General features: G+C 58.8%; 29 protein-coding genes and 1 pseudogene. 14 read left to right on the forward strand and 16 right to left on the reverse strand.

The window, feature by feature from the left end:
• Nucleotides 1–57: 57 nt before the first annotated feature.
• The 3 genes and pseudogenes from KJF94_RS04140 to KJF94_RS04150 form a co-directional block, all read right to left on the reverse strand.
• Nucleotides 58–621, reverse strand: a complete 564-nt coding sequence (locus KJF94_RS04140; protein WP_214381376.1) for a peptidylprolyl isomerase — start codon at nt 619–621, stop codon at nt 58–60.
• A gap of 3 nt (nt 622–624) precedes the next feature.
• A pseudogene (locus tag KJF94_RS04145) lies at nt 625–1,430 on the reverse strand (alpha/beta fold hydrolase).
• A 13-nt stretch (nt 1,431–1,443) separates the two neighbouring features.
• Nucleotides 1,444–2,367, reverse strand: a complete 924-nt coding sequence (locus KJF94_RS04150) for a PA3225 family LysR-type transcriptional regulator (RefSeq protein WP_214381378.1) — start codon at nt 2,365–2,367, stop codon at nt 1,444–1,446.
• Between the two features lie 49 nt (nt 2,368–2,416).
• On the opposite strand from KJF94_RS04150, the gene KJF94_RS04155 reads away from it, so the two are divergent.
• The 3 genes from KJF94_RS04155 to KJF94_RS04165 all read left to right on the forward strand — a co-directional run bounded on the left by KJF94_RS04155 (nt 2,417) and on the right by KJF94_RS04165 (nt 4,768).
• Nucleotides 2,417–2,731, forward strand: a complete 315-nt coding sequence (locus KJF94_RS04155) for a 3-phosphoglycerate kinase (protein ID WP_214381379.1) — start codon at nt 2,417–2,419, stop codon at nt 2,729–2,731.
• A 230-nt stretch (nt 2,732–2,961) separates the two neighbouring features.
• Nucleotides 2,962–3,561, forward strand: coding sequence for an FMN-dependent NADH-azoreductase (locus KJF94_RS04160; RefSeq protein ID WP_214381381.1), 600 nt, complete (start codon nt 2,962–2,964; stop codon nt 3,559–3,561).
• 337 nt (nt 3,562–3,898) lie between these two features.
• Nucleotides 3,899–4,768 (forward strand): carboxylate/amino acid/amine transporter, encoded by an 870-nt coding sequence (locus KJF94_RS04165; RefSeq protein ID WP_214381383.1) that lies wholly within the window; start codon nt 3,899–3,901, stop codon nt 4,766–4,768.
• 102 nt (nt 4,769–4,870) lie between these two features.
• Here the strand turns inward: KJF94_RS04165 and KJF94_RS04170 are convergent, their stop codons facing one another.
• Nucleotides 4,871–6,169, reverse strand: coding sequence for a mechanosensitive ion channel family protein (locus KJF94_RS04170; RefSeq protein WP_214381385.1), 1,299 nt, complete (start codon nt 6,167–6,169; stop codon nt 4,871–4,873).
• Between the two features lie 192 nt (nt 6,170–6,361).
• Here KJF94_RS04170 and KJF94_RS04175 point away from each other — a divergent pair, with 192 nt between their 5' ends.
• The gene (locus tag KJF94_RS04175; protein ID WP_084323398.1) at nt 6,362–7,708 is read left to right on the forward strand and encodes a DEAD/DEAH box helicase; all 1,347 of its coding nucleotides are present in this window, start codon (nt 6,362–6,364) and stop codon (nt 7,706–7,708) included.
• A 182-nt stretch (nt 7,709–7,890) separates the two neighbouring features.
• Complete coding sequence (locus KJF94_RS04180) at nt 7,891–8,397, forward strand: IclR family transcriptional regulator (RefSeq protein ID WP_250548219.1); 507 nt, start codon at nt 7,891–7,893, stop codon at nt 8,395–8,397.
• 127 nt (nt 8,398–8,524) lie between these two features.
• On the opposite strand, the gene KJF94_RS04185 is transcribed toward KJF94_RS04180, so the two are convergent.
• Entirely contained in the window at nt 8,525–8,800 is a 276-nt protein-coding gene (locus KJF94_RS04185) for a hypothetical protein (protein WP_214381387.1), read from the reverse strand.
• Nucleotides 8,801–8,986: 186 nt separating this feature from the next.
• Here KJF94_RS04185 and KJF94_RS04190 point away from each other — a divergent pair, with 186 nt between their 5' ends.
• The 4 genes from KJF94_RS04190 to KJF94_RS04205 all read left to right on the forward strand — a co-directional run bounded on the left by KJF94_RS04190 (nt 8,987) and on the right by KJF94_RS04205 (nt 10,963).
• Nucleotides 8,987–9,415, forward strand: a complete 429-nt coding sequence (locus KJF94_RS04190; RefSeq protein WP_214381389.1) for an Sbal_3080 family lipoprotein — start codon at nt 8,987–8,989, stop codon at nt 9,413–9,415.
• Nucleotides 9,416–9,423: 8 nt separating this feature from the next.
• Complete coding sequence (locus KJF94_RS04195; RefSeq protein ID WP_214381391.1) at nt 9,424–9,843, forward strand: DUF2846 domain-containing protein; 420 nt, start codon at nt 9,424–9,426, stop codon at nt 9,841–9,843.
• Nucleotides 9,844–9,916: 73 nt separating this feature from the next.
• Nucleotides 9,917–10,471, forward strand: a complete 555-nt coding sequence (locus KJF94_RS04200; RefSeq protein ID WP_214381393.1) for a hypothetical protein — start codon at nt 9,917–9,919, stop codon at nt 10,469–10,471.
• Between the two features lie 102 nt (nt 10,472–10,573).
• A complete protein-coding gene (locus tag KJF94_RS04205; protein ID WP_214381395.1) occupies nt 10,574–10,963 on the forward strand; it encodes a hypothetical protein in 390 nt (129 codons plus the stop codon).
• Nucleotides 10,964–11,059: 96 nt separating this feature from the next.
• Here the strand turns inward: KJF94_RS04205 and KJF94_RS04210 are convergent, their stop codons facing one another.
• Nucleotides 11,060–11,794, reverse strand: coding sequence for a DUF899 domain-containing protein (locus KJF94_RS04210; RefSeq protein ID WP_214381396.1), 735 nt, complete (start codon nt 11,792–11,794; stop codon nt 11,060–11,062).
• Nucleotides 11,795–11,971: 177 nt separating this feature from the next.
• On the opposite strand from KJF94_RS04210, the gene KJF94_RS04215 reads away from it, so the two are divergent.
• Nucleotides 11,972–12,361 (forward strand): transcriptional regulator, encoded by a 390-nt coding sequence (locus KJF94_RS04215; RefSeq protein WP_214381398.1) that lies wholly within the window; start codon nt 11,972–11,974, stop codon nt 12,359–12,361.
• A gap of 125 nt (nt 12,362–12,486) precedes the next feature.
• On the opposite strand, the gene KJF94_RS04220 is transcribed toward KJF94_RS04215, so the two are convergent.
• The 3 genes from KJF94_RS04220 to KJF94_RS04230 all read right to left on the reverse strand — a co-directional run bounded on the left by KJF94_RS04220 (nt 12,487) and on the right by KJF94_RS04230 (nt 14,544).
• Nucleotides 12,487–13,356: a DUF6279 family lipoprotein gene (locus KJF94_RS04220; RefSeq protein WP_214381400.1), complete on the reverse strand. Its 870-nt coding sequence runs from the start codon at nt 13,354–13,356 to the stop codon at nt 12,487–12,489.
• A 65-nt stretch (nt 13,357–13,421) separates the two neighbouring features.
• Entirely contained in the window at nt 13,422–14,138 is a 717-nt protein-coding gene (locus KJF94_RS04225) for a TorF family putative porin (protein WP_214381402.1), read from the reverse strand.
• Between the two features lie 217 nt (nt 14,139–14,355).
• Complete coding sequence (locus KJF94_RS04230; protein WP_017337097.1) at nt 14,356–14,544, reverse strand: hypothetical protein; 189 nt, start codon at nt 14,542–14,544, stop codon at nt 14,356–14,358.
• A gap of 352 nt (nt 14,545–14,896) precedes the next feature.
• Between KJF94_RS04230 and KJF94_RS04235 the strand changes: the two genes are divergently transcribed.
• Nucleotides 14,897–15,733 carry a CvfB family protein gene (locus tag KJF94_RS04235; protein ID WP_214381404.1) on the forward strand — a complete coding sequence of 279 codons (837 nt, stop codon included), beginning with the start codon at nt 14,897–14,899 and terminating at the stop codon, nt 15,731–15,733.
• Between the two features lie 65 nt (nt 15,734–15,798).
• Nucleotides 15,799–16,731 (forward strand): DMT family transporter, encoded by a 933-nt coding sequence (locus KJF94_RS04240; RefSeq protein WP_214381406.1) that lies wholly within the window; start codon nt 15,799–15,801, stop codon nt 16,729–16,731.
• On the opposite strand, the gene KJF94_RS04245 is transcribed toward KJF94_RS04240, so the two are convergent.
• Nucleotides 16,676–17,857, reverse strand: a complete 1,182-nt coding sequence (locus KJF94_RS04245) for an MFS transporter (RefSeq protein ID WP_214381408.1) — start codon at nt 17,855–17,857, stop codon at nt 16,676–16,678. The two genes, KJF94_RS04240 and KJF94_RS04245, sit on opposite strands and share 56 nt — an antisense overlap.
• 103 nt (nt 17,858–17,960) lie before the next feature.
• On the opposite strand from KJF94_RS04245, the gene ptrR reads away from it, so the two are divergent.
• On the forward strand, nt 17,961–18,854 hold the full coding sequence (gene ptrR / locus KJF94_RS04250; RefSeq protein WP_214381410.1) for a putrescine utilization regulator PtrR: 894 nt from the start codon (nt 17,961–17,963) through the stop codon (nt 18,852–18,854).
• Nucleotides 18,855–18,993: 139 nt separating this feature from the next.
• Entirely contained in the window at nt 18,994–19,122 is a 129-nt protein-coding gene (locus KJF94_RS30345; protein WP_007914492.1) for a PA1414 family protein, read from the forward strand.
• Nucleotides 19,123–19,326: 204 nt separating this feature from the next.
• Here KJF94_RS30345 and KJF94_RS04255 read toward each other — a convergent pair whose 3' ends face one another.
• From KJF94_RS04255 to speB, 6 genes are all read right to left on the reverse strand, one after another.
• Nucleotides 19,327–19,578, reverse strand: a complete 252-nt coding sequence (locus tag KJF94_RS04255) for an acyl carrier protein (protein ID WP_214381411.1) — start codon at nt 19,576–19,578, stop codon at nt 19,327–19,329.
• Nucleotides 19,579–19,634: 56 nt separating this feature from the next.
• Nucleotides 19,635–20,360 carry an MBL fold metallo-hydrolase gene (locus tag KJF94_RS04260; protein ID WP_214381412.1) on the reverse strand — a complete coding sequence of 242 codons (726 nt, stop codon included), beginning with the start codon at nt 20,358–20,360 and terminating at the stop codon, nt 19,635–19,637.
• 85 nt (nt 20,361–20,445) lie between these two features.
• The gene (locus tag KJF94_RS04265) at nt 20,446–21,825 is read right to left on the reverse strand and encodes a sodium:solute symporter family protein (RefSeq protein ID WP_214381413.1); all 1,380 of its coding nucleotides are present in this window, start codon (nt 21,823–21,825) and stop codon (nt 20,446–20,448) included.
• A gap of 228 nt (nt 21,826–22,053) precedes the next feature.
• The gene (locus KJF94_RS04270; RefSeq protein WP_214381414.1) at nt 22,054–23,565 is read right to left on the reverse strand and encodes a purine-cytosine permease family protein; all 1,512 of its coding nucleotides are present in this window, start codon (nt 23,563–23,565) and stop codon (nt 22,054–22,056) included.
• A gap of 54 nt (nt 23,566–23,619) precedes the next feature.
• Complete coding sequence (locus KJF94_RS04275; RefSeq protein WP_214381415.1) at nt 23,620–24,042, reverse strand: YybH family protein; 423 nt, start codon at nt 24,040–24,042, stop codon at nt 23,620–23,622.
• Nucleotides 24,043–24,051: 9 nt separating this feature from the next.
• Nucleotides 24,052–25,002 (reverse strand): agmatinase, encoded by a 951-nt coding sequence (speB, locus tag KJF94_RS04280; RefSeq protein ID WP_017337107.1) that lies wholly within the window; start codon nt 25,000–25,002, stop codon nt 24,052–24,054.
• Nucleotides 25,003–25,247 lie beyond the last annotated feature (245 nt).

Here is a 25,247-nt window from a genome sequence, read left to right on the forward strand (position 1 = left end):
ACGCTATGAGCGGCGCCGAATACCGGCGGCCGCTCAACATCCCTGTGCCTGTGGGTCTTAGTCGATGCGCTTGGCCGACTTGATCAGCACCGGGTCGATGGGCACATTCTGCATGCCGCTTTTGGTGGTGGTCTGGGAGTTGACGATGATGTCCACCACGTCCATGCCCTTGACCACTTTGGCGAATACTGCGTAACCGGCATCGCGACCCGGATCGAGGAAGGCGTTGTCGGCGACGTTGATGAAGAACTGGCTGGTGGCCGAATCCGGGTTCGACGTACGCGCCATCGACAGGGTCCCACGCACGTTATGCAGGCCGTTGCTGGCCTCGTTCTTGATCGGTGCCTTGGTTTCCTTTTGCTGCATCTGTGTGGTGAAACCGCCGCCCTGGGCCATGAAGCCCGGGATCACGCGGTGGAAAATCGTGTTGTTGTAGAAGCCGCTGTCGACGTACTCAAGGAAGTTCTTGGTACTGATCGGCGCCTTGACCGGGTCCAGTTCGATTTCGATCTGACCGTTGGTGGTTTCCAGCAGCACGTGCGGCGCCTTGGCGGGCGTGGCGGCCATCAGGTTGGCGGCAAACAGAACGGAGCCAGCGACGAGGGCGATTTTTTTCAGCATGGGTCAGTGATCCTGAGTGTAGTGGTGTCGACTGCGGTGAGAAACTCGAGCAGGGTTTGGTTGAAGCGTTCGGGTTGATCCAGCGGGGTGGCGTGACGCGAATCGGCGATCACCACCAGCCGCGCATCGGGCAGCAGTTTTACGTAAGTCTCCTTCAGCGACACCGGTGTGTAGTCACGGTCGGCGCTGACGATGAGGGTTGGACAGGACACTCTGGAAAGTCGTTCCTGAACACCCCAGCCAACGATCGCGTCGAAGCTGGCGAGATAAGCATGTTTGTCGTTTTTTGCCCAGCGCTCGGCCATCTTTTGACGCAATTCGGCCTGTTCCGGTTTCGGGAACAGCTTGGCGCCCAAGGCTTTGCCGATGGTGCCCAGACTGAGCGCGCGCATCAGGCTCCAGCGCTTGAACCACTGCCAATAATCGTCGCGGCTGCGCAGTTTGACCTCGGGCGCGCTGTTGACGATGCACAGGCTTTTGAGCAGTTGCGGCTGATCCACTGCCAGTTGAAAGCCGATCATGCCGCCCATCGAAAGGCCCACATAATGTGTCGGGCCGAGGTTCAAATGTTCAATCAGGGCGATCAGGTCGGCGCTGAACCCGGGGATGCTGTAGCGCTCGCGGGGTTTGTCCGAGCGACCGTGGCCGCGCACATCCGGCACGATTACCCGGTAGCGGGCGGACAGCGCCGGGATCTGCTTTTCCCAGTCCAACGTGCTGGAACCCAGCCCGTGGACCAACAGCAACGGCGTGCCGTGGCCATATTCCTCGTAGTGCAGGTTGCAACCTTCGTGTTCGAAATAGGCCATGGGTTACTCCGTGTCAGGCTTGTTCAGGGGCGGCGAAGGGCGCATCCAGCGGCGCGGTGTCAAACGTGCGCAGCAGTTCAATGAGGATTTGCGTCGCCGGGCCCAGCGGTTTGTCCTTGTTCGAATACAGGTAGAAGCTCGGGTTACGGCTTCCGCCCTGATCCAACGGTAGCAGCTTGAGCGTCCCTTCCTTCAATTCGCGTTCGATCATGTGCCGGGGCAGCCACGCAAAACCCAATCCGCTGCCGACAAACGTCGCGGCGGTGGCCAGGCTGCCGACGGTCCAGCGCTGTTCGGCGCCGAGCCAGCCGACATCCCTTGGTTGCTGGCGGCCGGAGTCGCGGATCACCACTTGCATCTGGCTTTCCAGGTCCTGGAAATTCAGTTCACGGTTCAGGCGATGCAGCGCGTGCTCGGGGTGGGCGACGGCGACAAATTCGACGTCGCTCAATTCCGCGCCCAGATAACCAGGAATACTGAGGCCGGTGATCGCCAGATCGGCCACGCCTTCGAGCAGGACTTCCTCCACGCCCGACAACACTTCTTCGCGCAGCCGCACCCGGCAGCCGCGGCTTTGCGGCATGAACGCGGTCAAGGCGCGGACGAGGCGGGCGCTCGGGTAGGCGGCGTCGACCACCAGCCGCACTTCCGCTTCCCAGCCTTGCTCCATGTGATGCGCCAGGTCTTCCAGCTGACTGGCCTGTTTCACCAGTTGCCGCGAGCGGCGCAGCAACACGCCGCCGGCTTCGGTCAGCACGGCTTTGCGGCCGTCGATGCGCAGCAGGGGAACACCGAGCTGGTCCTGCATGCGTGCCACGGTGTAGCTGACTGACGATTGCGAGCGGTGCAGCGCTTCGGCGGCCTGGGCGAAACCGCCGTGGTCGACCACGGCCTGTAATGTTCGCCATTGATCAAGGGTCACGCGGGGCGCTTTCATGTTGAGCTCCTCTTGTCCTAAGCTGGCAGTCCTTATTGGAGACTGTCGAATGAAAAAATTCTGTTGTTTGGTGTTGGCGATGCTGCCGCTGACTGCCTTTGCTTACCCGATCGACGTACAAAAACAGTTGAACGGCTTGAGCATCGACTACAACGCGTATGACACGGATACCGACATCGCCTCCATTCAGGTGAACAACTACGGCAGCACCGATGCAGTCTGTAAGGTGGTTTTCAATAACGGTCCGGAAGCACCGCGCACCCGCAATATCGAAGTGGCTGCCGGCAAGCACAAAAATGCCACTGCCAAGTTCAACCGGACCATCATCAAGATGCGCATCAATCTGACCTGCACCCCGAAATGACATGAAACCCTGTAGGAGCGAGGCTTGCCCGCGAAGGCGATGTACCAGTCGACATCAATGTTGAATGACACGGCCCCTTCGCGGGCAAGCCTCGCTCCTACGGAGTACGCTCAGCTTATAAACGAATTTATTGATGGGTTATAGCAATTATTTGCGCTTTTTCATCGATATGACACTGTTTAACCTTCACTCCATCGACTTACAACATTCTCAGATGGAGGCTACATCCCATGTCCCGCGTTCTGATCATCGAAAGCAGCGCCCGTCAGCAAGACTCGGTTTCCCGTCAACTGACCCAGACCTTCATCAGCCAGTGGAAAGCCGCACACCCCAACGACCAGATCACCGTGCGTGACCTCGCCGTCAACCCGGTGCCGCACCTGGACATCAACCTGCTGGGCGGCTGGACGAAACCCGCTGAGCAGCGCAGCGACATCGAACAGGTTTCCCTGGAGCGCTCCAATCAGTTGACCGATGAATTGCTGGCGGCGGACGTGCTGGTCATGGCCGCTCCCATGTACAACTTCGCGATCCCGAGCACGCTGAAAGCCTGGCTCGACCACGTGCTGCGTGCCGGCGTGACCTTCAAGTACACCGACACCGGCCCGCAAGGCCTGCTCAGCGGCAAGCGCGCTTACGTGCTGACCGCTCGCGGCGGGATCTACGCCGGTAGCACCGCGGATCATCAGGAACCCTACCTGCGTCAGGTCATGGGCTTCATCGGCATCCACGACGTGACCTTTATTCACGCCGAAGGCATGAACCTGGGCGGCGACTTCCAGGAAAAGGGCCTGAACCAGGCCAACGCCAGGCTTGCCCAGGTGGCTTGAGGCTTTAATCGCCAGATAATCGCTGGATGGTCTAGTGACCTGGCGCAACCCTTCAAGCCTGTACGCGCATCGACCTCCCTTTGCACTTGTTGCTCCTGAGTGCTGTAGCCCGATTGAACGCTTTAGCGAGATCGGGCTTTTTTTTGCCCACGATTTTGTGGGCTTGGCACGAACCTGTAGGAGCGAAGCTTGCTCGCGAAGACGATGTCCCATTCAACATGGATAGCGGCTGACACACCGCCTTCGCGAGCAAGCTTCGCTCCTACAGGGATCCTGGGGGCTCTCGCGATCGCCGGCAAAACCCGCTATCGTCGCCGCCATTCAAAACGAGGCGAGCATGGGCTATCTACTTTTTGTCACGCTGATCCAGGCGTTTTCCTTCAGTCTGATCGGCGAATACCTGGCGGGTCATGTCGACAGTTACTTCGCAGTGCTGGTGCGGGTGTTGCTGGCGGGGTTGGTGTTTATTCCGTTGACGCGCTGGCGCTCGGTGGAACCGGCGTTCATGCGCGGCATGCTGCTGATCGGCGCGTTGCAGTTCGGCGTGACCTACGTCTGCCTGTATTTGAGCTTCCGGGTGCTGACGGTGCCGGAGGTGTTGCTGTTCACCATCCTCACACCGCTGCATGTGACACTGATCGAAGACGCGCTGAACCGGCGCTTCAATCCATGGGCGCTGGTCGCAGCGTTGGTGGCAGTGCTCGGCGCGGCGGTGATTCGCTTTGACCGCATCAACCCGGATTTCTTCATGGGGTTCCTGCTGCTGCAACTGGCCAACTTCACCTACGCCGCCGGGCAGGTGCTTTATAAGCATCTGGTGGCGCGTCATCCGAGCGATCTGCCGCATTACCGGCGCTTCGGTTACTTCTATCTCGGCGCATTGGCGGTGGCGTTGCCGGCCTTTCTGCTGTTCGGCAAACAGAATTTCCTGCCCGAAGCACCGCTGCAATGGGGCGTGCTGTTATTCCTAGGCCTGGTTTCGACTGCGTTGGGGTTGTACTGGTGGAACAAGGGCGCGTGCCTGGTGAATGGCGGGACGCTGGCGGTGATGAACAACCTGCATGTGCCGGTGGGGCTGCTGATCAATCTGCTGATCTGGAATCAGCATGAAGAGTTGGGGCGGTTGTTTTTGGGTGGTTCGGTGATTTTGATGGCGGTGTGGATTAGTCGGTTGGGCATCAGACCCACCGCAATCCGCACTTCGTAGGAGCATGGCTTGCCCGCGAAGGCCGTGTGTCAGCCGACATTGATGTTGCCTGACACACCGCCTTCGCGGGCAAGCCTCGCTCCTACAGGGGGGGCGGCGGGGTTACATAACGTGTTTTTCGGGTTCGGGAATGTGGCTCGCGCCCAGTATGGCCGGGAGCAACCCGGCCCGCAGATCCCCGCCACTCGGCTGCTGGTAAAGACTCAACCCGAACTCCGGCAGCACCGCCAGCAAGTAATCGAAAATATCCCCCTGAATCCGCTCGTAATCCGCCCACGCCGTGGTGCGGGTGAAGCAATAGATTTCCAGCGGAATCCCCTGCGCGGTGGTCTGCATCTGCCGCACCATGCAGGTCATGTTCGGCTGGATCTCCGGATGACTCTTCAAATACGCCAGCGCATAGGCGCGGAAGGTCCCGATATTGGTCATCCGCCGCCGGTTGGCCGACATCGCTGCCACATTGCCCTGAGCCTCGTTCCACGCCTTGAGTTCAGCCTGTTTGCGGCTGATGTAGTCGGTCAGCAAATGCACCTGGGACAGCTTCTGCTCTTCGTCATCACGGATGAAGCGTACACCGCTGGCATCGATGAACAGGCTGCGCTTGATCCGTCGCCCGCCCGACTGCTGCATGCCGCGCCAGTTCTTGAACGACTCGGACATCAGGCGCCAGGTCGGAATCGAAACGATGGTCTTGTCGAAGTTCTGCACCTTGACCGTGTGCAGCGTGATGTCCACCACATCGCCATCGGCGCCGACTTGCGGCATCTCGATCCAGTCGCCAACCCGCAGCATGTCGTTGCTGGTCAGCTGCACGCTGGCGACGAACGACAACAGGGTGTCCTTGTAGACCAACAGAATCACCGCCGACATGGCGCCCAGACCCGACAGCAGCAACAGCGGCGAGCGGTCGATCAACGTGGCGACGATGATGATCGCGCCAAACACGTACAACACCATTTTCGTTAGTTGCACGTAGCCTTTGATCGAGCGGGTACGGGCGTGTTCGGTGCGGGCGTAGATGTCCAGCAAGGCACTGAGCAGGGCACTGACCGACAGCAGCAGGAACAGAATGGTGAACGCCAGCGCGACATTGCCGAGGAAATTCAGGCTGGTCTTGCTCAACTCCGGCACCAGATGCAGGCCGAACTGGATCACCAGAGAGGGGGTTATCTGCGCCAGGCGATGAAACACTTTGTTGTGTCGAAAATCGTTGACCCAGTGCAACGCCGGTTGGCGACCGAGCATTTTGGTCGCATGCAGAATGAGGTAGCGCGCCACTCGTCCGAGGACCAGCGCAATCACCAGCAGCAGGATCAGCGCCAGGCTGGAATGCAGGAGCGGATGCTGGTCGAGAGCACCCCAAAGGTCTTGGACGTTGAGCCAGAGCTGTTTGATATCCATGGGTAAAACCGTTCTTCTATAGGACGCGTCGGGGCGATTAGAGCATTTAAGACGCTTTGGATGACGTTTGAAGACAAAAGACGCAACAAAAAAGCCACTGTTTACGGTCGTTTGCATAAAGAAACTCGGCCTCGGCGCTCGAAACCGTTACCCTATGCAGCTGTTTTTTTGTATTTCTTCGAGGTAGCACCCGTGTTTTCCCAATTCGCCCTGCACGAACGCCTGCTCAAAGCCGTGGCCGAGCTTAAATTTGTCGAGCCAACGCCTGTGCAAGCAGCGGCTATTCCGCTGGCGCTCCAAGGGCGTGACCTGCGGGTGACAGCGCAAACCGGCAGCGGCAAAACCGCTGCTTTCGTTTTGCCGATCCTCAACCGTCTGATCGGCCCGGCGAAAATCCGCGTCAGCATCAAGACCCTGATCCTGCTGCCAACCCGCGAGCTGGCCCAGCAGACCATCAAGGAAGTCGAGCGTTTCGCTCAATTCACGTTCATCAAGTCCGGCCTGATCACCGGCGGTGAAGACTTCAAGGTCCAGGCCGCCATGCTGCGCAAGGTGCCGGACATCCTGATCGGTACGCCGGGGCGGATGATCGAGCAACTGAACGCCGGCAACCTCGACTTGAAAGAAGTTGAAGTGCTGGTGCTCGACGAAGCCGACCGCATGCTCGACATGGGCTTCGCCGAAGACGTGCAGCGTCTGGTGGAAGAGTGCACCAATCGCCAGCAGACCATGCTGTTCTCCGCCACCACCGGTGGTTCGGGCCTGCGCGAGATGGTCGCCAAGGTCCTGAACAACCCGGAACACCTGCAGCTGAACAACGTCAGCGATCTGAACGCGACTACCCGTCAGCAGATCATCACCGCTGACCACAACCAGCACAAAGAACAGATCGTGAACTGGCTGTTGGCCAACGAGACCTATCAGAAGGCCATCGTGTTCACCAACACCCGGGCCATGGCCGACCGCATTTACGGCCGCCTGGTGGCGCAGGAATACAAAGCGTTCGTCCTGCACGGTGACAAGGACCAGAAAGACCGCAAACTGGCGATCGATCGCCTGAAACAGGGCGGCGTGAAAATCCTCGTGGCCACCGACGTCGCCGCCCGTGGCCTCGACGTTGACGGCCTCGACCTGGTGATCAACTTCGACATGCCGCGCAGCGGCGACGAATACGTTCACCGCATCGGTCGCACCGGCCGCGCCGGCAACGATGGCCTGGCCATCTCGCTGATCTGCCACGGCGACTGGAACCTGATGTCGAGCATCGAGCGCTACCTCAAGCAGAGCTTCGAGCGCCGCACCATCAAGGAAGTCAAAGGCACCTATGGCGGGCCGAAAAAGGTCAAGGCCTCGGGCAAAGCCGTTGGCGTGAAGAAGAAAAAGGTCGACGCCAAGGGCGAGAAGAAGAAAACCGGCGCCAAGGCACCGACCAAACGCAAGATCGCCAACCGCCCGAAGACCGACGCCCTGTCGCTGGTCAGCAAGGACGGCATGGCTCCTCTGAAGCGCCGCAAGCCGGAAGCGCCGGCTGCTGAATAAGGCGCCGTAGCGATCCCATAAAAAAACCGGACCCATGTCCGGTTTTTTTACGCCCGTAAACCACAACGCGGGCCCCTACGATTACCGAACGATCGAAATCGACCCCAACGCCAGCGCCGCCAACAACATCACCCCGCCGCCTCGGCGACGGCCAATACGCCGTCGGCCCCGAGCCGCTGCGGTTGGCGCAGGTCTATCAGACCTCGTTCCGCCTGCGGGATGTGATTTACCCGCTACTGGAATCCCTGTCCGAAGCGAGCGGCGAAACATCCTCTTTCTACGTGCGGGAAAACGACAGCCGCGTGGTGCTGTTTCGCGTCGAGCCAAAGCGCGCCGTTCGGGTTTCCCTGCATGAAGGTGCACGATTCCCGCTGAGTGCCGGGGCATCGGGAAAAATCCTGCGAGCGTTCGGCGCGTTGTCCGACCCGGACCAGGGGCCAATTCGTGAGTATTTCTGGGCAACGTCCTTCGGTGAGCGGGACCCGGAGACGGCTTCGGTGTCCGTTCCGGTATTCAACGCCGCGTATGCATTGACCGGTGCGTTGACCTTGTCGGGGCCGGCAGAGCGATTCAACCAGGAGAAGGTGGCTACGGCGTGCGGGTTGTTGCTCGATGCAGCGGCCAGGGCGACCGTTGCGTTAGGCGGGGACAATCGGGAATTGCTCAAGGCGGTTGAGCGCATCATTTAAGTCATTCGCAATCACTTGCAGGAGCGGCCGGGCGGCGTTCCGTTTGCTGGCGATCCTGGCGATCCTGGCGATCCGGCGACACGGTGCATTGGATTAACCGAATCGCCAGTAAGCCGGTTCCTGCAGATCAGCTTTCGGCTTTCTTATCCGCTGTCTCCAACTCCTTCATGCGCTGATCGATCAACTGGCACTTGTCCGGTAGATCGGCGCTGGCCGTGCCCAGATCCATCTTCTGCAACTCATCGTTGATCTCTTTGGCTTTCTTCGGATTCTGCTCCGTGAGCTTGGCGACTTCCTTGGCCAGTTGTTCACGTTTGGTGGTGGCTTCCTCCGGCGTGCACGCCCAGGCGGGGAGGGCGCAAGCGAGGGTGGCGGCGAGGGTGAGTTTCAGCAGGATTTTCATGGAGTGGGCCTCGGTTCCGGTTAAGGCGGGTTATCCGGTTGAGGGTTGAGGTCAGGGGAAAGTTCAGCGCGCAGGCATCTTTTGTCGCGCCACGGGCTGATAACGAGTCCGTCAATTGACCGAAAAATAGCGTCAATCTACTATGTTGACATCGTTTTGATATCACTCGCAAATCAGGGATTGAACATGCTGTTCAGAGCCATCACGGCAAGCCTTCTACTGGCATTGACCGGTTGCACCAACGTCACCGTCGAGCCAGTCGCTCCTCAATACAAAATCTCGCAGCTCTGCATCGAAGAGAACCCCAAAGTAGTGGTGGGCGATTTTGTTGATGGCCTGCAAACGCTATTGCGCAAGCACAACATCGAAAGTCGGTTGTACGCCGCACCCCTTCCGGGCAGTTGTGAATACCGTCTGACTTACACCGCCATCCGTTCCTGGGACTTTTCCCCGTACTTGTCCGATGCCAGTGTCCGGCTCTTCAAGGGCGGTCAACAAATCGGCTTTGGTCAATACCATCTGACCGGTGAGGGGGGCTTCGATCCGTCGAAAGTGGCGCCGGTCGAGGAAAAGATGGGGCCGGTGATCAACCAGTTGCTGGGGCAAAACAAATGAGCGCAGCCATGAAAAGTATCCCGGTTCTGTTGCTCATGCTGTTGTTGACCGGATGCGGTCACACCAGCTCCAGCCAGCCGTATTTCGAGCCGCCGGCGCCTCCGCAGGGCAAGGCGCTGGTTTACATGATGCGGACCCAGGTCATTCAAGGCAGTTTTTATGACAGCGTGTTCAGCATCAATGACAGCGCAGTGGTCGGGCTCAATGACAAAACCTATTCCTGGGTTCTGGTGAGCCCGGGCCTGCATAAGGTCTCAGCCGGGCCGCGCCCGCATCCACGAAACGTGTTCTTGAACCTGCAGGTCGAGCAGGGCAAGGAATACTTCGTTGAATACACGCAGGAGTACGCGGCCGAGATGGTTCGGGTGCGGGATGCCAAGGAAGGGAAAGCCATGGTGAAGGGGTATTCGTATATTCCGGTGAAGTAGTCGTGCGCTGTAAATGGACTATCCATGCGGTATCCGAAACTAAAAGTTTTCTTATCCTGTAAGGGACTACTCAATGCGTTTTTTGGCTTCCTGGTTTCTTTTGGCTGCGTCTGTACTGCTCTCGGGGTGCAACACCACACCCTATGACAAGGCGACAATCTATTACGATCGCGCTCAATTCCCTGCGCAAATTGCTCAGGATTTCCCTGGGTTGACTGGCCCGGTTCTTCAGCATGGACGGTGCACGCTGATTGTCGCGACGCCTGGCTCAAATACGGGCACTTACCATTTCTGTACCTTTGCGCTGACTTCGAATGAGCTTTATGTGCAGGGCTGGGACGCCAAGGCGCTGAAGTATGTGGAGCTCGTGCACGTTGATTTGTCGAAGCTTAAAACGATTTCGATTGCTTCATTCCTCCGCGCCAGCCAGGTCCAATTGACCGAGGAGCGTCGACAGTTGGCGCTGAGCGCTTCGATTGACGAAGGCGGTTATGGCGATAGTGCGGCGACGGAGCGGTTATTCGAATCGATCAAAAGCAAGGGTGTCCTTGTTGTGAAAAGCGAAGGAATGATGAGCCCGCCTGCGGCGCCTTCGCCGATGATCATTCCGATTGTCATTCCCAAGTAAGAACTTTTTTGAGCCCGTGCCTGTAGGTTCGCTATGTTTGACAAACAGATATACGACTTGACTCCGCAGGACCTGCTTGCCCAAGGAGTTTGGTATTTCCCCATGGACGATACCGTGCGGAACGAACTGACGGTTCGCCCGGTGTCTTCAAGAGAGGTGATTGAGGCCGACTTTCAAATCATCGTCAGAACTGTTTTTGAAGGGCAAGATGGCTCGCGTTACGTGGGTTATGTGTATTGGCGCGCCAGCGACCATCTCGGCGATCTGCAACCGGTTGTGTTTGTTGGAGCAGCCGGATGCGTGACGTTCTGGAGCGGGATGCTCGAACCGGCATGGTCTGCATACCCTTTAGAGATGCAGGCATTACGCTTGGTGCTGCCTGTTTCATTCACGTCTGAAGTTCTCTTTGAAATGGCATCTATTTCTGGTGTGCTGGAAGGGTTGTATTACTTCAAGAATATTGAGGATGGAAGTGTTGGTGTCGTCGCGTGATGTACGCCGTGCAGGTTTTTTGTACTCCATGAAAAGGGCGACCAACAGGTTGCCCGTTTCATTTGCTTCACAGCATTCGCTTGCATGCGATGCGATCTATTCCCCGTGACAGCAGCTGGAAGAAGCTTTGTCTTCATACCGATCGTGATGCTTTACCCATTCCATGATTTCCTCTTCGTTGCGGCCCTTGGGCATGAGGTCGAGGTAGTTGTAGGTGCCGACCAGCATGTCCAGGCCGCGGGCATAGGTGGAGTAAGTGTGAAAAATATCGCCCGCTTCGTTGCGATAAAACACGCTGAGGCCCGGGAGTTCTTCTTCGGCGCCGTCGGATTTTTCGTAGTTGTAGGTCGCTGTTCCGGCGGCAACATCTTCTGCGCGGGCCGAGACGCCAAAGTCATAGTTGAAATCGCTGCCTGCTGACGATACCCAGTCGAATTTCCAGCCCATGCGTCGTTTGAACGCCTGGAATTCGGCGAATGGCGCGTGGGAAACGGCAACCACGGCCACGTCATGATGGGCCAGGTGCTGGTTGGCGCCGTCGATGTGGTCGGACAGGAAGGAGCAACCGGGGCAGCCTTCGTCCCAGCCGTCGGCGAACATGAAGTGGTAGATGACCAACTGGCTGCGGCCGCCGAACAGGTCGGCCAGCTTCAGTTCGCCGTTGGGGCCCTGAAAGCGATAGTCCTTGTCGATTTTCACCCAGGGCAGGGCCCGACGTTCGGCGCTGAGTTTGTCCCGTTCCTTGGTGAAGGCTTTTTCGTGAGCCAGGTGTTGTTTACGAGCGGCGAGCCATTCTTCTCGCGATACGATTTGATGGTTCTGAGCGTTCATCGGGTTTTCTCCTGCGCAATGCGGGGAGGTGACTGACACAACCTTGTCGTTTGACCTGTGCCGAATTCGACATACCGCCGGTCAGCGCCGTTCAAAACCTTCGCTGAACGGCTGAGCGCGTCGCCGGTCACAACCTGTGAAGGCCATCACACTCACGGGCTTTGGAGGTTGAACAGGATGACGACTTATAACTGGGATTTGATTGAACGTTTGCTGCACGAGGTGCAAAACGCAGCACCCAGCTTCACGCCACGGCCCTATGCCGAGCAGTATGCAGCGGAGAAAGCCACGGAGGGCGAGCAGACTGAAAACCTGGATCACCTGAAAGCGGTGGCCGGTGAGTACGAAAAGTTACTGCTGGCGCGTGGTTATATTGAATCCAGGCCAGAAGAGCAGGGCGGCACCGGTTCGAACTACATACTGACGCCACGGGGCTCGAGTTTGTTGAGCCTGATCGACAGCAGCATTCCGGGCGATGCTCATCCGCGGCAGGTGCTGGATGAGCAGGAAGATGCGCTGGATGAAGTGACGTTTGATGAGGTGGCGTCCAAGGCGCAGATTGCCTGAAGATCGCCGATTACTAATGTGGGAGCGAGCCTGCTCGCGAATGCGGAGTGTCAGTTGACATTGATGTTGTCTGATACACCGCCATCGCGAGCAGGCTCGCTCCCACATTGTATTTGTGTTGATCCTTAACTCTGCTGCGCTGCTTTTAGGCACTTCAAATCGTTGAAATCCTTACGCACCCCTTCGATTTTCTTTAACAACCGCTCACGCTGGGTCGGCGTGCTCTCGGCCATCAAATCCACAAAAAGACTTCGCGCCTGTGCTTCTGTGTTGGCGTAGGCCTTACGGTAATCGGCCGTCCATAAACTCTCGCGATTCACCAGAAGTGTCTCGATTCGCTGTGGGAATTCCGGGCTCTGACGTTGCGCAACCGCTGCGCTGAATTGCTTCTGCCAATGGGCGCGATTGGCGATCCATTGCGTGTTCTGGTCACCCAAGGCATTCGACCAGGCGACGACACGTTGTTGCTGGGTCGGACTGAGCGGGCCGAGCCAGTCATTCAAGCGTTTTTCCATACGCTCGCCGCGCTCCTTGATCTGCTGGTCGAGGGACGGTTTCAGGTAATCATGCTGGCGTTTGCGCTGGTCCTTGGCAAAGGCGTCGTTCATCTCCGCGACTTGCTTGTCATTCAGCCCCTGCAACAACTCGATGGCCGACGGGGTGATTTCCCGCGCGGTCTGGGCGATGGCTTGTTTGGCTTCCCGGGTTCGGGTTTGCAGCGCGGCGTCGGTCACCTGATTGGTCTCAACCATCGCCTGTAAACGGTCGAGCCAGTCGAGGTAACCCGGCAATTGCGTGGTGCAGTGCCAGCTCAGGTGTTCTTTCAGGCGCTCGTTGAACCAGCCTTTCTGCTCACCGTTCATGTCCAGGTAATCGCTGAGCGTCCATGGAATGATCACGTCGAGGTTTCGATAGGCCAGACCCACGCGGCTGCACGCACCGAGGGCGAGACTGAGGGTGAGGACGACGGCGAGACACTTCAACCAGCGCGACATGGGCGAGTCCTTGCGAAAGCGTAGGTTCTCATGTGAACGCAGGATGAGCCTGCCAGTTCAGCTGATCAATAGAACGTGTGTTCGGCCTTGAGGGTGACCAGGCCGTCGCACTGACTGTTGTGCCCGGAGTAGGCGGAGCAGTCGCTGCCGCTGAGGCTTGAGCCGCTGTAGATCAGGTCCAGGTCGATACCCATGAACGGTCGAGACAGGGTCAGCGACCAATCGGTGAAGTTGCCTACATACCCACCGTCCACCGACACCGGGGTGTTGAGCTGGTGGGTGGTGTATTTCATGCTGATCCCGACGCCGAACGGTTGATTGCCACCGAGATCGGCGAACACGGTGCTGTTCTGTTTGTCCGGGTCGTTGCTGAAGGCGGCGCCGAAACGGCTGCCCAGAATGGTCAGGCCGCCGAAGAGTTCCTGGGTGTCGAGGGTATCCACCTTTGGGTAGCTGTAGTGGATCATGCCGACTTCGTAACCGAGGGTTTGATCGAAGGGTTGTTTAAAGCCCATGTAGGAATCGACTTCCAGGTTGTTCCCCGGACTCAACCCCATGCTCGGTGACCATTGGCCGAAGTAGAAGCCGCTGTCGTGGCTCAGGTCGAGGCCGCCGTGAAAGGAGCCGGTGGTCGAGGGTTTGACCAGCCCCTGGGCCATGCTGCGACTGGGGGTGGTGCCGAGCTTGAGATCGAAGTCCCCCAGTTCACGCTGGAAGATTTGCGCGTTGGCGACCGAACATGACAGCAGGGCGCCGAGCAAAAACAGAAAGGGTTTGAGCATGCGTCACTCCATGACAGCGAGGAGCAGAAACGAAAAACTGCTGAAACGCTTAATCTAGACGTGTGCAAGCATACCGGCGAATGCTCGGCATCGAGGGCCGTTCGTCGATTTTTGAAATATTGATGTGTTTATCGGGGTGTTGCGGGAGGGTTCCAGTCCAAGCGCTTCGAAGCTCAAAGCGCTTACGGACCAGGTGAAGCGAGGGGTCTTGAAGGTGTTACTTTTTGCCGAGCGTGATCTGCTTGGACGGGCCGAACGTCTGGCCGCTGACGCCTTTGGCAATTTGCTGGATCTCGCCACCGGACTTGAGGAACGCAGCAATCTGGTTGTTGATCGATTCGCTGGTTTCAACGGCTGGAGCTGGCTTTGCTTTGCTGTTGGATGCTTTTACACGCATGGCGGCCATTAACCTGTAGAAAATTAACTTGGCCACGCATCGTACAGGAAATACTTGACAATTGCTTGGTAAATATCTCCCTGAAATACACATCACAAAAGCAGGATCAATCGCAAGTTAATATTCGAAATATTCCCGTAAGCTGCTGTTTTAAATAAGAACATCGTTGGATATAAATGGATTTTTGCCTCGCTGGAAGGGACCAAAACCAGCAGGCTGGCCTGACGAGTGGCCGGACGCATTCGATAAAACCCAGGAAAATTAAGACCTTCACGGGATTTTTCTCGAGCCACCGGGCCGGGCGTCGAACGCGGCGTGCAAAAACGGGTAGAATGCCGCCCACGCAATGAGGGTATTGGAAATGGCTTTAGTCGGGCGTTACAACAGTTTGCAAGTGGTTAAACACACTAACTTCGGTTTATATCTGGACGGTGGCGCGGATGGCGAAATTCTTCTGCCTAACCGTTATATTCCCAAAGATATTCCCAGCGAAGATGAAGACTGGCTCAACGTTTTTGTTTATCTGGACAGCGATGACAAACTTATCGCAACTACCGAAAAGCCGAAAGTTCAAGTCGGTGAATTCGCCAGTTTGAAAGTCGTTGAAGTCAACAGCATCGGTGTTTTCCTGGATTGGGGTTTGCCGAAGGACCTGTTGCTGCCGTATTCCGAAGAGAAGCGTCAGATGACTGCTGGCGAGTACGTCGTGGTGCACGTCTACCTCGACAAGCACACCCGCCGCATTACTGCGACGGCGCGTCTGGACCGTTATCTCGACAAGTCCCCGGCCAACTACACCCCTGGCCAGGAAGTTGATCTGCTGGTTGCCGAAGCCACCGACATGGGCTTCAAGGCAATCATCAACAACAAGCACTGGGGCCTGATCCACAAGAACGAAATCTTCAAGTTCATGCGCGCCGGCAAGGAAGAGAAGGGCTTCATCAAAGAAGTCCGGGCCGACGGCAAGATCAGCCTGAGCCTGCAACCGGTGGGCGAAGAAGCGGCCACCAGCCTCAACTCGAAGATCCTCGCCAAGTTGCGCGAAAACAACGGCACGCTGCCGGTGAGCGACAAGAGCGACCCGACGGTGATCACCAGCATGTTTGGCGTCAGCAAGGGCAACTTCAAGAAGGCCATTGGTGCGCTGTACAAGAATGGCCAGATCGTTATTCATGCCGATCGCATTGAACTGAGCTGATCCCACGCCGGCCTTTGCTTTAACTGTCGAGTCATTGCCATGGATTGTGTTGACGAGGTGTTCCGGTGAGCGCCACTCGGCGTACCGCCGATGCTTTTGCCCTGCAAGTGATGATGGGGCTGTGCCTGATCTGGGGCGTGCAGCAGGTGATGATCAAGTGGGCGGCGCCTGACATCGCGCCGGTCATGCAGGCTGCGGGGCGGTCGGGTATTTCTGCGTTGCTTGTAGGATTGCTGATCTGCTGGAAGGGCGGCTGGGATCAGGTCGGTAAAACATGGCGCGGTGGACTGCTGGCCGGCGCACTGTTTGGACTGGAGTTCTTCTTCATTTCCGAAGGCCTGCAATTGACCACGGCCGCGCACATGTCGGTGTTCCTTTACACGGCGCCGATCTTCACCGCGCTGGGCGTGCACTGGTTGTTGCCGAGTGAACGTTTGAGGCCGGTCCAGTGGCTGGGCATTTTCCTCGCCTTCATCGGAATTGCCATCGCGTTTGCCGGTGGCGTGTCGTGGGACAACCTCGATCGCCGCATGTTGATGGGGGATGCGCTGGGCGTATTGGCCGGTGCCGCTTGGGGCGCGACCACCGTCGTGGTGCGCGCTTCGCGCCTGTCGGAAGCACCGGTGACGCTCACGTTGTTCTACCAACTGATTGTCGGTTTCGTCGGTTTGCTGCTGATCGCGATGCTCAGTGGCCAGGTCACGCACGTCAGCCTGACCACCGTGGCGGTGGCCAGTGTGCTGTTCCAGGGACTGGTGGTGTCGTTCTTCAGCTACCTGACCTGGTTCTGGTTGCTGCGTCGCTATCTGGCGGCGAACCTGGCGGTGTTTTCGTTCATGACGCCATTGTTCGGCGTCACGTTCGGCGTGGTCTTGCTGGGCGAAGCGCTGAGCCTCAACTTCGTCATCGGGGCCGTGCTGGTGTTGCTCGGCATCACGTTTGTCAGCGCTGAACAGTGGGTGCGCCGTCGTTTGCGCAAAGCCCTCGGCCAGCACTGACCGGACGGAACAACAGCCCACCGGCGATAAGCAAACCGCTGCCCGCCACGATCAGCGCCGGCTGCAAACCACCGCTGAAATGGCTGCTCAACGCTGCCAGTAGCGGTCCGGCGAGCTGACCCACGGCGAAGCACGCAGTCAGCAGTCCGGCATTGCGCTGGGTGGCGTGGGGTGCCAGTTCCCGGGAGCGTTGCATCACCAGCTGCATGCAGGCCAGGAACGGCGTGCCACACAGGATCACCCCCAGCGCCAGGCCTGACCCACTGCCCAGCAGGCAGGCGAACACACCGGCCGCTTGCAGCCACAACGTTGCCATCAGCCAATGACGGGTGGCGTTCGGGTTATGACGACGAAGACTCACCAGCAGCACGCCGATGGCCGACGCCAGACCAAAGCATGGCCAGAACAGATCGGCTTGCCATTGGCCATGGAACTGCGCGTTCGCCATTTGCGAGAGGAAAGTGGCCGGGATGATGTAGCCCAGACCGTACAAGCAGTAGATCACCCCCAAACGACCGATCCCCCGGTTGCCCGAACCGGCAGTGCTGACGGCGACTGCCACGGTGGCGGACGGTTGCGGCAGGAATGGCAAAATCCCCAACAGCATCACCAGTGCGACGCCGGCGTATACCAGCCACAAGGTTGCGGAGGTCTGACCCAACAGGTTCGAGCCCAAGGCCAACAATCCCGTCAGAAAAATCCCCAGACCCGGTCCGGCAAATACCAGCGCGCCAAGCCGAGGTCGACCGGCTGCGGCGGCCAGTGGCTGGCTCAGCGCGGTGATCATCACCAGCACCCAGGCGCTGGCCACGCCCGTGCCGAAACGCAGCAACAGATGCGACCAGAACCCGTTGGCCCAGAACGATGCGAGCGTGAGTAAGACACACAGCCACAACCCGCCCATCAGCCGCTGCCGGACTTGCTCCGGACGATGGGAGAACATCGCGTCCACGGCACCAACGAAATACCCAAGGTAGTTGGCCGCGGCAATCAGACCGGCGGCCGTGAGGTCGATCTGACCTTCGCTGAGCAGGTGCGGCAATTGCGGGGTAAGGGCGAATCGCCCGATGCCCATGGCCATCATGAGCGCGATAAAACTGGCGAGTAAGCGAATCAGCGGGGACATAGTCTGAGTTCCGGCAGAGGATCAATGACCGTCAGGCTAGGACTGATTGACTTTCTTTAAAAATGAATAATAGTGAGTAACTTGTTCTGATTTGGAGAATGTCGTGGAATTCAGCCAATTGCGGATCTTCCAGGCGGTGGCGGAGGAGGGCTCGATTACCCGTGCTGCCGAGCGTTTGCATCGGGTGCCGTCGAATCTGTCGACACGCCTTAAACAGCTTGAGGAGCAGCTCGGCGTAGAACTCTTCTTGCGCGAGCGTCAGCGTTTGCAGTTGTCTCCTGCGGGAAAAGTCTTGCTGGACTACACCGCGAAGCTGTTCAACCTGCGCAATGAAGCGCAAGCGGCAGTGCAGGGCGGGCAACCGGCGGGTGACTTCGTACTCGGCACGATGTACAGCACCGCCGCCATTCATCTCCCAGGGCTTTTGGCTCGGTATCACCGCACCTATCCGGCAGTGAACCTGCAAGTGCAATCCGGGCCCAGTGGCGAATTGCTCGAAGGCCTGCTCACCGGTCGCCTCGATGCGGCGCTGGTGGATGGCCCGCTGGAGTTGGCCGGGCTCGATGGCGTGCCCTTTCGCGAAGAACGCCTGGTGCTGATCAGCGAAGCCGATCACCCGCCGGTGCGCAGCGCGCTGGATGTGGAGGGGCGCTCGGTGTTCACCTTTCGCCACGGCTGTTCTTACCGGACGCGTCTGGAAGCCTGGTTCGCCCACGATCACGCGGCCATGGGGCGGGCGATGGAAATCGAGTCCTACCCAGGAATGCTCGCCTGCGTGATTGCCGGTTCGGGGGTGGCGCTGATGTCGGAGTCGATGCTGGCCAGCCTTCCGGGCCGCGAAAGTGTAGCGGTGCACCCGTTGGCCGAGCCTTTCGCCACGGCGACGACCTGGCTGATGTGGCGCAAGGGCATGGTCGGGGCCAATCTGAATGCGTGGATAGAGCAGCAACAGGCGGTCTATCCGTCAGAAACAACGTCGGCCCGGGCAATTGCCTGAACTAATGGTCAGGTATTTGGATCAATTCAGTAACAGATCATTGCGGATTTTGCCGAGCATTGCGTAGGACTTCGGACTATTATCAGTGCGAAGGGGCTACAGAATTTCAGCCGCTCGGCACTACCCTGAAGGGGGCACCATGAAAGAGAAAATCCAAAACTGGCTGCATGACCTGGGTGTCGCACTCGGTTTGATCGAACCGCCTCTGCAGCCTGTGCCTATTCGCACTGACGACGAACAGCGTCGACGCCAGCAGCGCCGTCGGTAACTGCTGACACGGGGCCTGTGCCTAGCGGGCTTGTTGTGGCGAGGGAGCTTGCTCCCGCTCGACTGCGCAGCAGTCGCAATGCCGGGCTGCGCGTTTTAACTGACACACCTTGGCGGTGATGGGGCCGCTTCGCGGCCCAGCGGGAGCAAGCTCCCTCGCCACAAGTCCACCGTTAAATCACGAGCGTGTATTTGGCAGCTGTTCTCAATGCCGCTCGATCTCCATCAAAAACCGACTCAAATCATTCGCCGTCCTGGCAGTCTTGAGCATCCGGTCTTCCTCCGCCGTAAACGCCGTCAACCCCAACTCATCTTCCAGATGGAAGATCAGGTCTTCGATGTCCGATTTATCCAACCCTAATTCAGCCAAGCTGGCGTTATCGTCGAAGTCATCCTGACGCTCCAGCAGTCGGCTGATGAAACGATGCACAGTGGAACGTACGACGGCTCTTTTCATGAGGGTACTTCGAGGGTGTTGATAGTTGTTTTCCCTGCGCTTGAGTACAGCAGGCTTCAGGCGTGCGAGCGCTGCCACTCGTCAATCATGTTGCGCAAATGTTCCCCGGAAAAACTCCCGAAATGTCCGCCATGCACGGTGCGAATCGGCAGCTCACTCAAGCGTTGCAGGCTGCGCGCGTAGTCATTGAGGTCGGAGTGATACGCGTCTTCGATCAGCGGGCCGTCGTAGATGATGTCGCCGCTGAACAGGGTTTCGGTCGTCGCCTCATACAGGCTGATGCCGCCCGGCGAGTGCCCGGGCGTGTGCAGCACCTGCAACACGCGATTGCCCAGATCCAGCACGTCACCTTCCTCAATCATGCCCGTGGCCGGTGCGGCTTTGACCCGGTATTCGGCGTAACACAGCGGGCAGTCGGGGTGGGCCTCGAACATGTCGTCGCCGACGAATGCCCGGCTCAAATCGTTTTCGCCGTCAGGTGCCGCAAGGATGTCGGCCTCGGCCGGATGCACCAGGCGTTCGGCAAATTCGTGATGGCCGGCGATGTGATCGAAATGGCAGTGACTGGCCACGGCCACCAGCGGCCGTTCGGTGATCCACGGCAATTGCTCGCGCAGGCTCACCAGCCCGGACCCGCTGTCCAGCAGCAGGTCCTTGTCGCGGCCCTGAATGTGCCAGAGGTTGCAGCGGTAGAAAGGGCGGATGTAAGGCTCGTGGATCAGGCGGATGCCGTCGCTGAGCTGTTTGACCTCGAACCACTGATCGCGGCTGACGATCTTCATAAACGATTTTCTCCAGACGAAAAAAAACGGGTGTGGCAACCGACGCCACACCCGTCGAAGAAAGCATCAAGTCGTTATGTTTAGCTTAGGCAGCGCTGGCCACCACTGCAGGGCGAGGGGACAACAAGCTGACCACCACGAAACTCACCAGACCTACGCCGAGGCTGTAGTAGATCGGGGTGTTGGCGTCCATACCGTCCTTGATCATGAACAACAGCGCGGTGGCGAAACCCATGCCCATGCTGGCGATGGCGCCGGCGGTGGTGGCGCGTTTCCAGAAGATGGCGCCGATCAGCGGGATCAGCATGCCGCCCACCAACAGGTTGTAGGCCAGGGTCAAAGCACTGATCACGTCGTTTACTACCAGAGCGATACCCAGCACCACGAAACCGGTGAGCAGGGTGAACAAGCGGTTGATGCCCAGGCTCGACTGTTTACCGCCGCGCAGTTTCGGCAGCAGGTCTTCGGTCAGGGTGGTGGCAGCAGCGAGCAGGCCGGCGCTGGCGGTGGACATCATGGCTGCCAGGGCAGCGGCGATCACCAGGCCACGGATACCGTCCGGCAGGGACAGTTTGACGATGGCGGCGAAGGCGTTGTTGACGTTGTCCAGGTCCGGGATCAGCACATGAGCAGCCATGCCGATCAGGGCGCAGGCCAGTCCGTAGAGGATGCAGTAGAAGCCTGCGAATGTACCGGCGACCTGAGCCACTTTGGCGCTCTTGACGGTGAACACACGCTGCCAGATGTCTTGGCCGATCAGGATCCCGAAGAAGTAGATCATGAAGTAGGTGATGATGGTGTCCCAGCCAATCGTGGTGAAGCTGAAGGCGGTTGCCGGCAGTTTCAGCACCAACTCATCCCAACCACCGACGCGGTACAGGCAGATTGGCAACAGGATGAACATCAGGCCCACGGTCTTGATGACGAACTGGACGATGTCGGTCAGGGTCAGGGACCACATGCCGCCGATCGCCGAATAAATCACCACCACGCCACCGCCGACCAATACCGACAGCCAGAACGGCAGGTCGAACAGCACTTGCAGCACGGTGCCAATGGCCAGGATCGAAACCACGCCGATCATCAGCGCATACGCCAGCATGATCACCGCGCTCGCGGTGCGGGCCATCGGGTTGTAGCGTTTTTCCAGCACCTGGGTAACGGTGTAGATTTTCAGTTTCAGCAGCGGTTTGGCGAGGAACAGGTTCAGCGCCACGATTCCGCAACCGAGGGCCGCGCAGAGCCAGAAACCGGAAATGCCATGGACGTAGCCCAGGCGGACGGTGCCGACGGTAGATGCGCCACCCAGAACGGTGGCGGCCATGGTGCCCATGTACAGGCTCGGGCCGAGGTTACGACCGGCGACCAAAAAGTCTTCGTTGGTCTTGGCCTTGCGCATGCCGTAGTAGCCGAGTATCAGCATCGCGGCGGCGTAGATGAGTACGACGAATAAATCCAATGCCATGATGGCGTGTCTCCGATTGTCTTTTTTATGGTGAGGCTGAATTGCATTGCTGTGATGGGGTGTTTTTGTGGCGAGGGAGCTTGCTCCCGCTGGGCTGCGAAGCAGCCCCAATCCTGCAACCGAGTTTCCTCAGGGGAAACTCAATCGCCTGTTTTGCGACTGCTGCGCAGTCGAGCGGGAGCAAGCTCCCTCGCCACAGGTGTTCACCTCATCACCCTGTTTTGTTTTTCAGGCGGCTTGTCGCAACGCCGGTTTACCGAGCGAATCCGTGCCCTTGCTGCGTGGATCATTCGGCCCGAACACCGCAGCCGATTCCGGGAACAGGCTCAGCAGCGCCAGGTACACCAGCGAGGCCAGGCCAAGGGTCACCGGCAGGCTGATGTCGATGCCATCCGCCAGATTCCCGAGTACACCCACGAATTGCCCCGGCAGGTTCACAAAGCACAAACCGACCAATGCACTCGGGATCCAGGCACCCAGCCCACGCCAGTTCCAGCCATGCGTGAACCAGTAACGACCGCCTTTCTCGCCGCGGGTGAACACTTGCAGGTCATCCGGGCAATAGAAGCCGCGGCGAACCAGCAGACCGATGATCATGATCACCATCCACGGAGTGGTGCAGGTGATGATCAGCACGGCGAAGGTCGACACGCTCTGCACCAGGTTCGCCGCAAAGCGTCCGATGAAGATGAAGGCAATCGACATCACACCGATCAACAGGGTGGCCTTGACCCGCGACAGCACACGCGGGAACACGCTGGACATGTCCAGCCCGGTGCCATACAGCGAGGTGGTGCCGGTGGACATGCCGCCGATCACCGCGATCAGGCACACCGGCAGGAAGAACCAGCTCGGCGAAACGGCCAGCAGGCCACCGACGTAGTTGTTCGCCGCGATGTAGTCCGGCGCCTTGATCGCGACGATGGTCGCGGTGGCGAGGCCGAACAGGAACGGGATGAACGTTGCGATCTGCGAGATCACCACCGCGGCCATGATCCGGCGCTTGGAGGTGTCACGCGGGATGTAACGCGACCAGTCACCGAGGAACGCGCCGAAGGAAATCGGGTTGCTCATCGCCACCAGCGCGGCGCCGATAAAGGCTGCCCAGAAACCCGGTTGGCCCATGCTCACGGTGCCGGCGTAGTTCACATCGAAAGGACCGGCGAACGCGAAGATGCCCAACAGGAACAACAGGCTGGCACTCCACACCGCGATCTTGTTGACCCACAGCAGGAAGCGGAAACCGTAGATGCATACCGTCAGCACCAGAATCGCGAACAGACCGTAGGCCAGGCCCAGGGTCAGGTCGGTTTCCGGCAGGCCGATCAGGCGTTTCGCACCACCGATCAACGCATCACCCGAACTCCACACCGAGAGCGAGAAGAAGGCGATGGCGGTCAACAGCGACAGAAACGAACCGACGATCCGCCCGTGTACGCCGAAGTGTGCACCGGAAGAAACGGCGTTGTTGGTGCCGTTGATCGGACCGAACAGGCCCATGGGCGCGAGGATCAGCGAACCCAGCAACACGCCCAGCACAATCGCACAGACGCCGGCCTGGAAAGACAGGCCAAACAGAACCGGGAAACTGCCGAGCACGGCGGTGGCAAAGGTGTTGGAACCGCCGAAGATCATCCTGAACAAGTCCGTCGGGCCTGCGGTGCGTTCGTTGTCCGGGATCTGTTCGACCCCGTAGGTTTCAATGTGCGTAAGGCTTTGGTCGTTGTTGTTGTTATTCATGATCTGCTCCGATCATAAAGGCGCGCTCATCGTGTGTGAGCGTCACCTGTTTGGCTAAGGGGTTGGCAGCCCTTCCGGCATCGCGGACAAATGTTCGTGGCAGGCCAGCCATAGGCCTTGTTGTTCTTGGCCAGACGCTTGTTTCTTGAAAACAATCGTCTCGCGCTCCTGGCTGAAGTGTTGCTCCCCTTGCATGCGCAGCTCAGTGGCCACGTCATGGATGAAAATCGCCACGTCACCCTGCAGGCTGACGAAAGCGTTGCTCGAGGTGCACGACAGCACCTCGAAGCCATCCTCCGAGCGCCAGGTGTCCCACAACGCCTGATAGGCATCGCGCGACAGCAGAGGCTGCTCGAGGGTGTAGAACACGAAGCTGGCATCGGCGCTGAAGGCGCCGAAGTAGGCTTCGCGATCGTTACGGGCAAAGGCGGCCACCAGGTCGGCGGCGGCCTTCAAAACCTGATCACGTTCGTTCATGACCAATCCTCAGCGGTGGACCACGCCAGGCAGTACGCAGAGCATTTCGTACAGCAGGTTGGCGGCCAGCAGCGAGGTGTTGCCGGTGGTGTCATAAGCGGGCGAGACTTCTACCAGATCGCAACCGACCAGGTCGAGGCCTTGGCAGCCGCGAACGATCTCGATCGCCTGAATGGTCGTCAGACCACCGATTTCCGGGGTGCCGGTGCCAGGCGCCCAGGCCGGGTCGATGCCGTCGATGTCGAAGCTCAGGTACACCGGACCGCCGCCGACTTTCTCGCGCACTTCGGCCATCAGCGGGGCCAGGGATTTGTGCCAGCACTCTTCGGCCTGAACCACACGGAAGCCCTGGTTACGGCTCCAGTTGAAGTCGTCAGCGGTGTAGCCCTGGGCGCGCAGACCAATTTGCACGACACGGTCCGGGTCCAGAAGGCCTTCTTCGACGGCGCGACGGAAGGTGGTGCCATGGGCGATCTTCTCGCCAAACATGTGATCGTTTACATCGGCGTGGGCGTCGATGTGCACCAGGCCGACCTTGCCGTGTTTCTTGTGGATGGCACGCAGGATCGGCAGGGTGATGGTGTGGTCGCCGCCCAGAGTCAGGGGGATCACATCGTGTTCGAGGATTTTGTGGTAGGACTCTTCGATGATCCGTACGGCATCCAGCAGGTTGAAGGTGTTGATTGCCACGTCGCCGATGTCGGCAACCGACAGCGAGTCGAACGGCGCTGCACCGGTGGCCATGTTGTACGGGCGGATCATCACGGATTCGGCGCGGATATCACGCGGTCCGAAACGGGTGCCGGGACGCAGCGAAGTACCGATGTCCAGTGGCACGCCTACGAAGGCAGCGTCCAGACCGGCAGCGGTAGGCACATGGGGGAGTCGGAGCATGGTGGCGATGCCGCCGAAGCGCGGCATTTCGTTGCCGCCCAGTGGTTGGTGAAGAATCTTGTCCACGGGTAGGGCCTCATCGTCGTTGTTTTATTTATGTCGGTTGCGCAGGTCCGGGGAGGATCGGGCACCGTTAGGGGCCGATTCTGCGAAATGTAGTGGCGGGGAAGAATCGCTACGGGCAAATACTTAGTTCAGATTTTTCTAAACTAATGCCGGGCGCACAGATAGACTTACCGGCGTATACAGATCCCCTGTGGCAAGGGAGCTTGCTCCCGCTCGGCTGCGCAGCAGTCGTAAAATCTACTGAT

Origin of the sequence: Pseudomonas hormoni, from assembly GCF_018502625.1 — a bacterium.
GTDB classification, from domain to species: Bacteria; Pseudomonadota; Gammaproteobacteria; order Pseudomonadales; family Pseudomonadaceae; genus Aquipseudomonas; species Aquipseudomonas hormoni.

What these genes read in the sequence shown, in the direction of transcription:
- KJF94_RS04210 (WP_214381396.1), bottom strand. Translation starts at nt 11,794, where the DNA reads ATGAACGCTCAGAACCATCAAATCGTATCGCGAGAAGAATGGCTCGCC.
- KJF94_RS04160 (WP_214381381.1), top strand. Translation starts at nt 2,962, where the DNA reads ATGTCCCGCGTTCTGATCATCGAAAGCAGCGCCCGTCAGCAAGACTCG.
- KJF94_RS04220 (WP_214381400.1), bottom strand. Translation starts at nt 13,356, where the DNA reads ATGTCGCGCTGGTTGAAGTGTCTCGCCGTCGTCCTCACCCTCAGTCTC.
- KJF94_RS04215 (WP_214381398.1), top strand. Translation starts at nt 11,972, where the DNA reads ATGACGACTTATAACTGGGATTTGATTGAACGTTTGCTGCACGAGGTG.
- KJF94_RS04275 (WP_214381415.1), bottom strand. Translation starts at nt 24,042, where the DNA reads ATGAACGAACGTGATCAGGTTTTGAAGGCCGCCGCCGACCTGGTGGCC.
- KJF94_RS04150 (WP_214381378.1), bottom strand. Translation starts at nt 2,367, where the DNA reads ATGAAAGCGCCCCGCGTGACCCTTGATCAATGGCGAACATTACAGGCC.
- KJF94_RS30345 (WP_007914492.1), top strand. Translation starts at nt 18,994, where the DNA reads ATGAAAGAGAAAATCCAAAACTGGCTGCATGACCTGGGTGTCGCACTC.
- KJF94_RS04170 (WP_214381385.1), bottom strand. Translation starts at nt 6,169, where the DNA reads ATGGATATCAAACAGCTCTGGCTCAACGTCCAAGACCTTTGGGGTGCT.
- KJF94_RS04205 (WP_214381395.1), top strand. Translation starts at nt 10,574, where the DNA reads ATGGACGATACCGTGCGGAACGAACTGACGGTTCGCCCGGTGTCTTCA.
- KJF94_RS04230 (WP_017337097.1), bottom strand. Translation starts at nt 14,544, where the DNA reads ATGGCCGCCATGCGTGTAAAAGCATCCAACAGCAAAGCAAAGCCAGCT.
- KJF94_RS04190 (WP_214381389.1), top strand. Translation starts at nt 8,987, where the DNA reads ATGCTGTTCAGAGCCATCACGGCAAGCCTTCTACTGGCATTGACCGGT.
- KJF94_RS04165 (WP_214381383.1), top strand. Translation starts at nt 3,899, where the DNA reads ATGGGCTATCTACTTTTTGTCACGCTGATCCAGGCGTTTTCCTTCAGT.
- KJF94_RS04140 (WP_214381376.1), bottom strand. Translation starts at nt 621, where the DNA reads ATGCTGAAAAAAATCGCCCTCGTCGCTGGCTCCGTTCTGTTTGCCGCC.
- KJF94_RS04270 (WP_214381414.1), bottom strand. Translation starts at nt 23,565, where the DNA reads ATGAATAACAACAACAACGACCAAAGCCTTACGCACATTGAAACCTAC.
- KJF94_RS04265 (WP_214381413.1), bottom strand. Translation starts at nt 21,825, where the DNA reads ATGGCATTGGATTTATTCGTCGTACTCATCTACGCCGCCGCGATGCTG.
- KJF94_RS04185 (WP_214381387.1), bottom strand. Translation starts at nt 8,800, where the DNA reads ATGAAAATCCTGCTGAAACTCACCCTCGCCGCCACCCTCGCTTGCGCC.
- KJF94_RS04260 (WP_214381412.1), bottom strand. Translation starts at nt 20,360, where the DNA reads ATGAAGATCGTCAGCCGCGATCAGTGGTTCGAGGTCAAACAGCTCAGC.
- KJF94_RS04225 (WP_214381402.1), bottom strand. Translation starts at nt 14,138, where the DNA reads ATGCTCAAACCCTTTCTGTTTTTGCTCGGCGCCCTGCTGTCATGTTCG.
- KJF94_RS04255 (WP_214381411.1), bottom strand. Translation starts at nt 19,578, where the DNA reads ATGAAAAGAGCCGTCGTACGTTCCACTGTGCATCGTTTCATCAGCCGA.
- KJF94_RS04235 (WP_214381404.1), top strand. Translation starts at nt 14,897, where the DNA reads ATGGCTTTAGTCGGGCGTTACAACAGTTTGCAAGTGGTTAAACACACT.
- KJF94_RS04195 (WP_214381391.1), top strand. Translation starts at nt 9,424, where the DNA reads ATGAAAAGTATCCCGGTTCTGTTGCTCATGCTGTTGTTGACCGGATGC.
- KJF94_RS04155 (WP_214381379.1), top strand. Translation starts at nt 2,417, where the DNA reads ATGAAAAAATTCTGTTGTTTGGTGTTGGCGATGCTGCCGCTGACTGCC.
- KJF94_RS04200 (WP_214381393.1), top strand. Translation starts at nt 9,917, where the DNA reads ATGCGTTTTTTGGCTTCCTGGTTTCTTTTGGCTGCGTCTGTACTGCTC.
- KJF94_RS04245 (WP_214381408.1), bottom strand. Translation starts at nt 17,857, where the DNA reads ATGTCCCCGCTGATTCGCTTACTCGCCAGTTTTATCGCGCTCATGATG.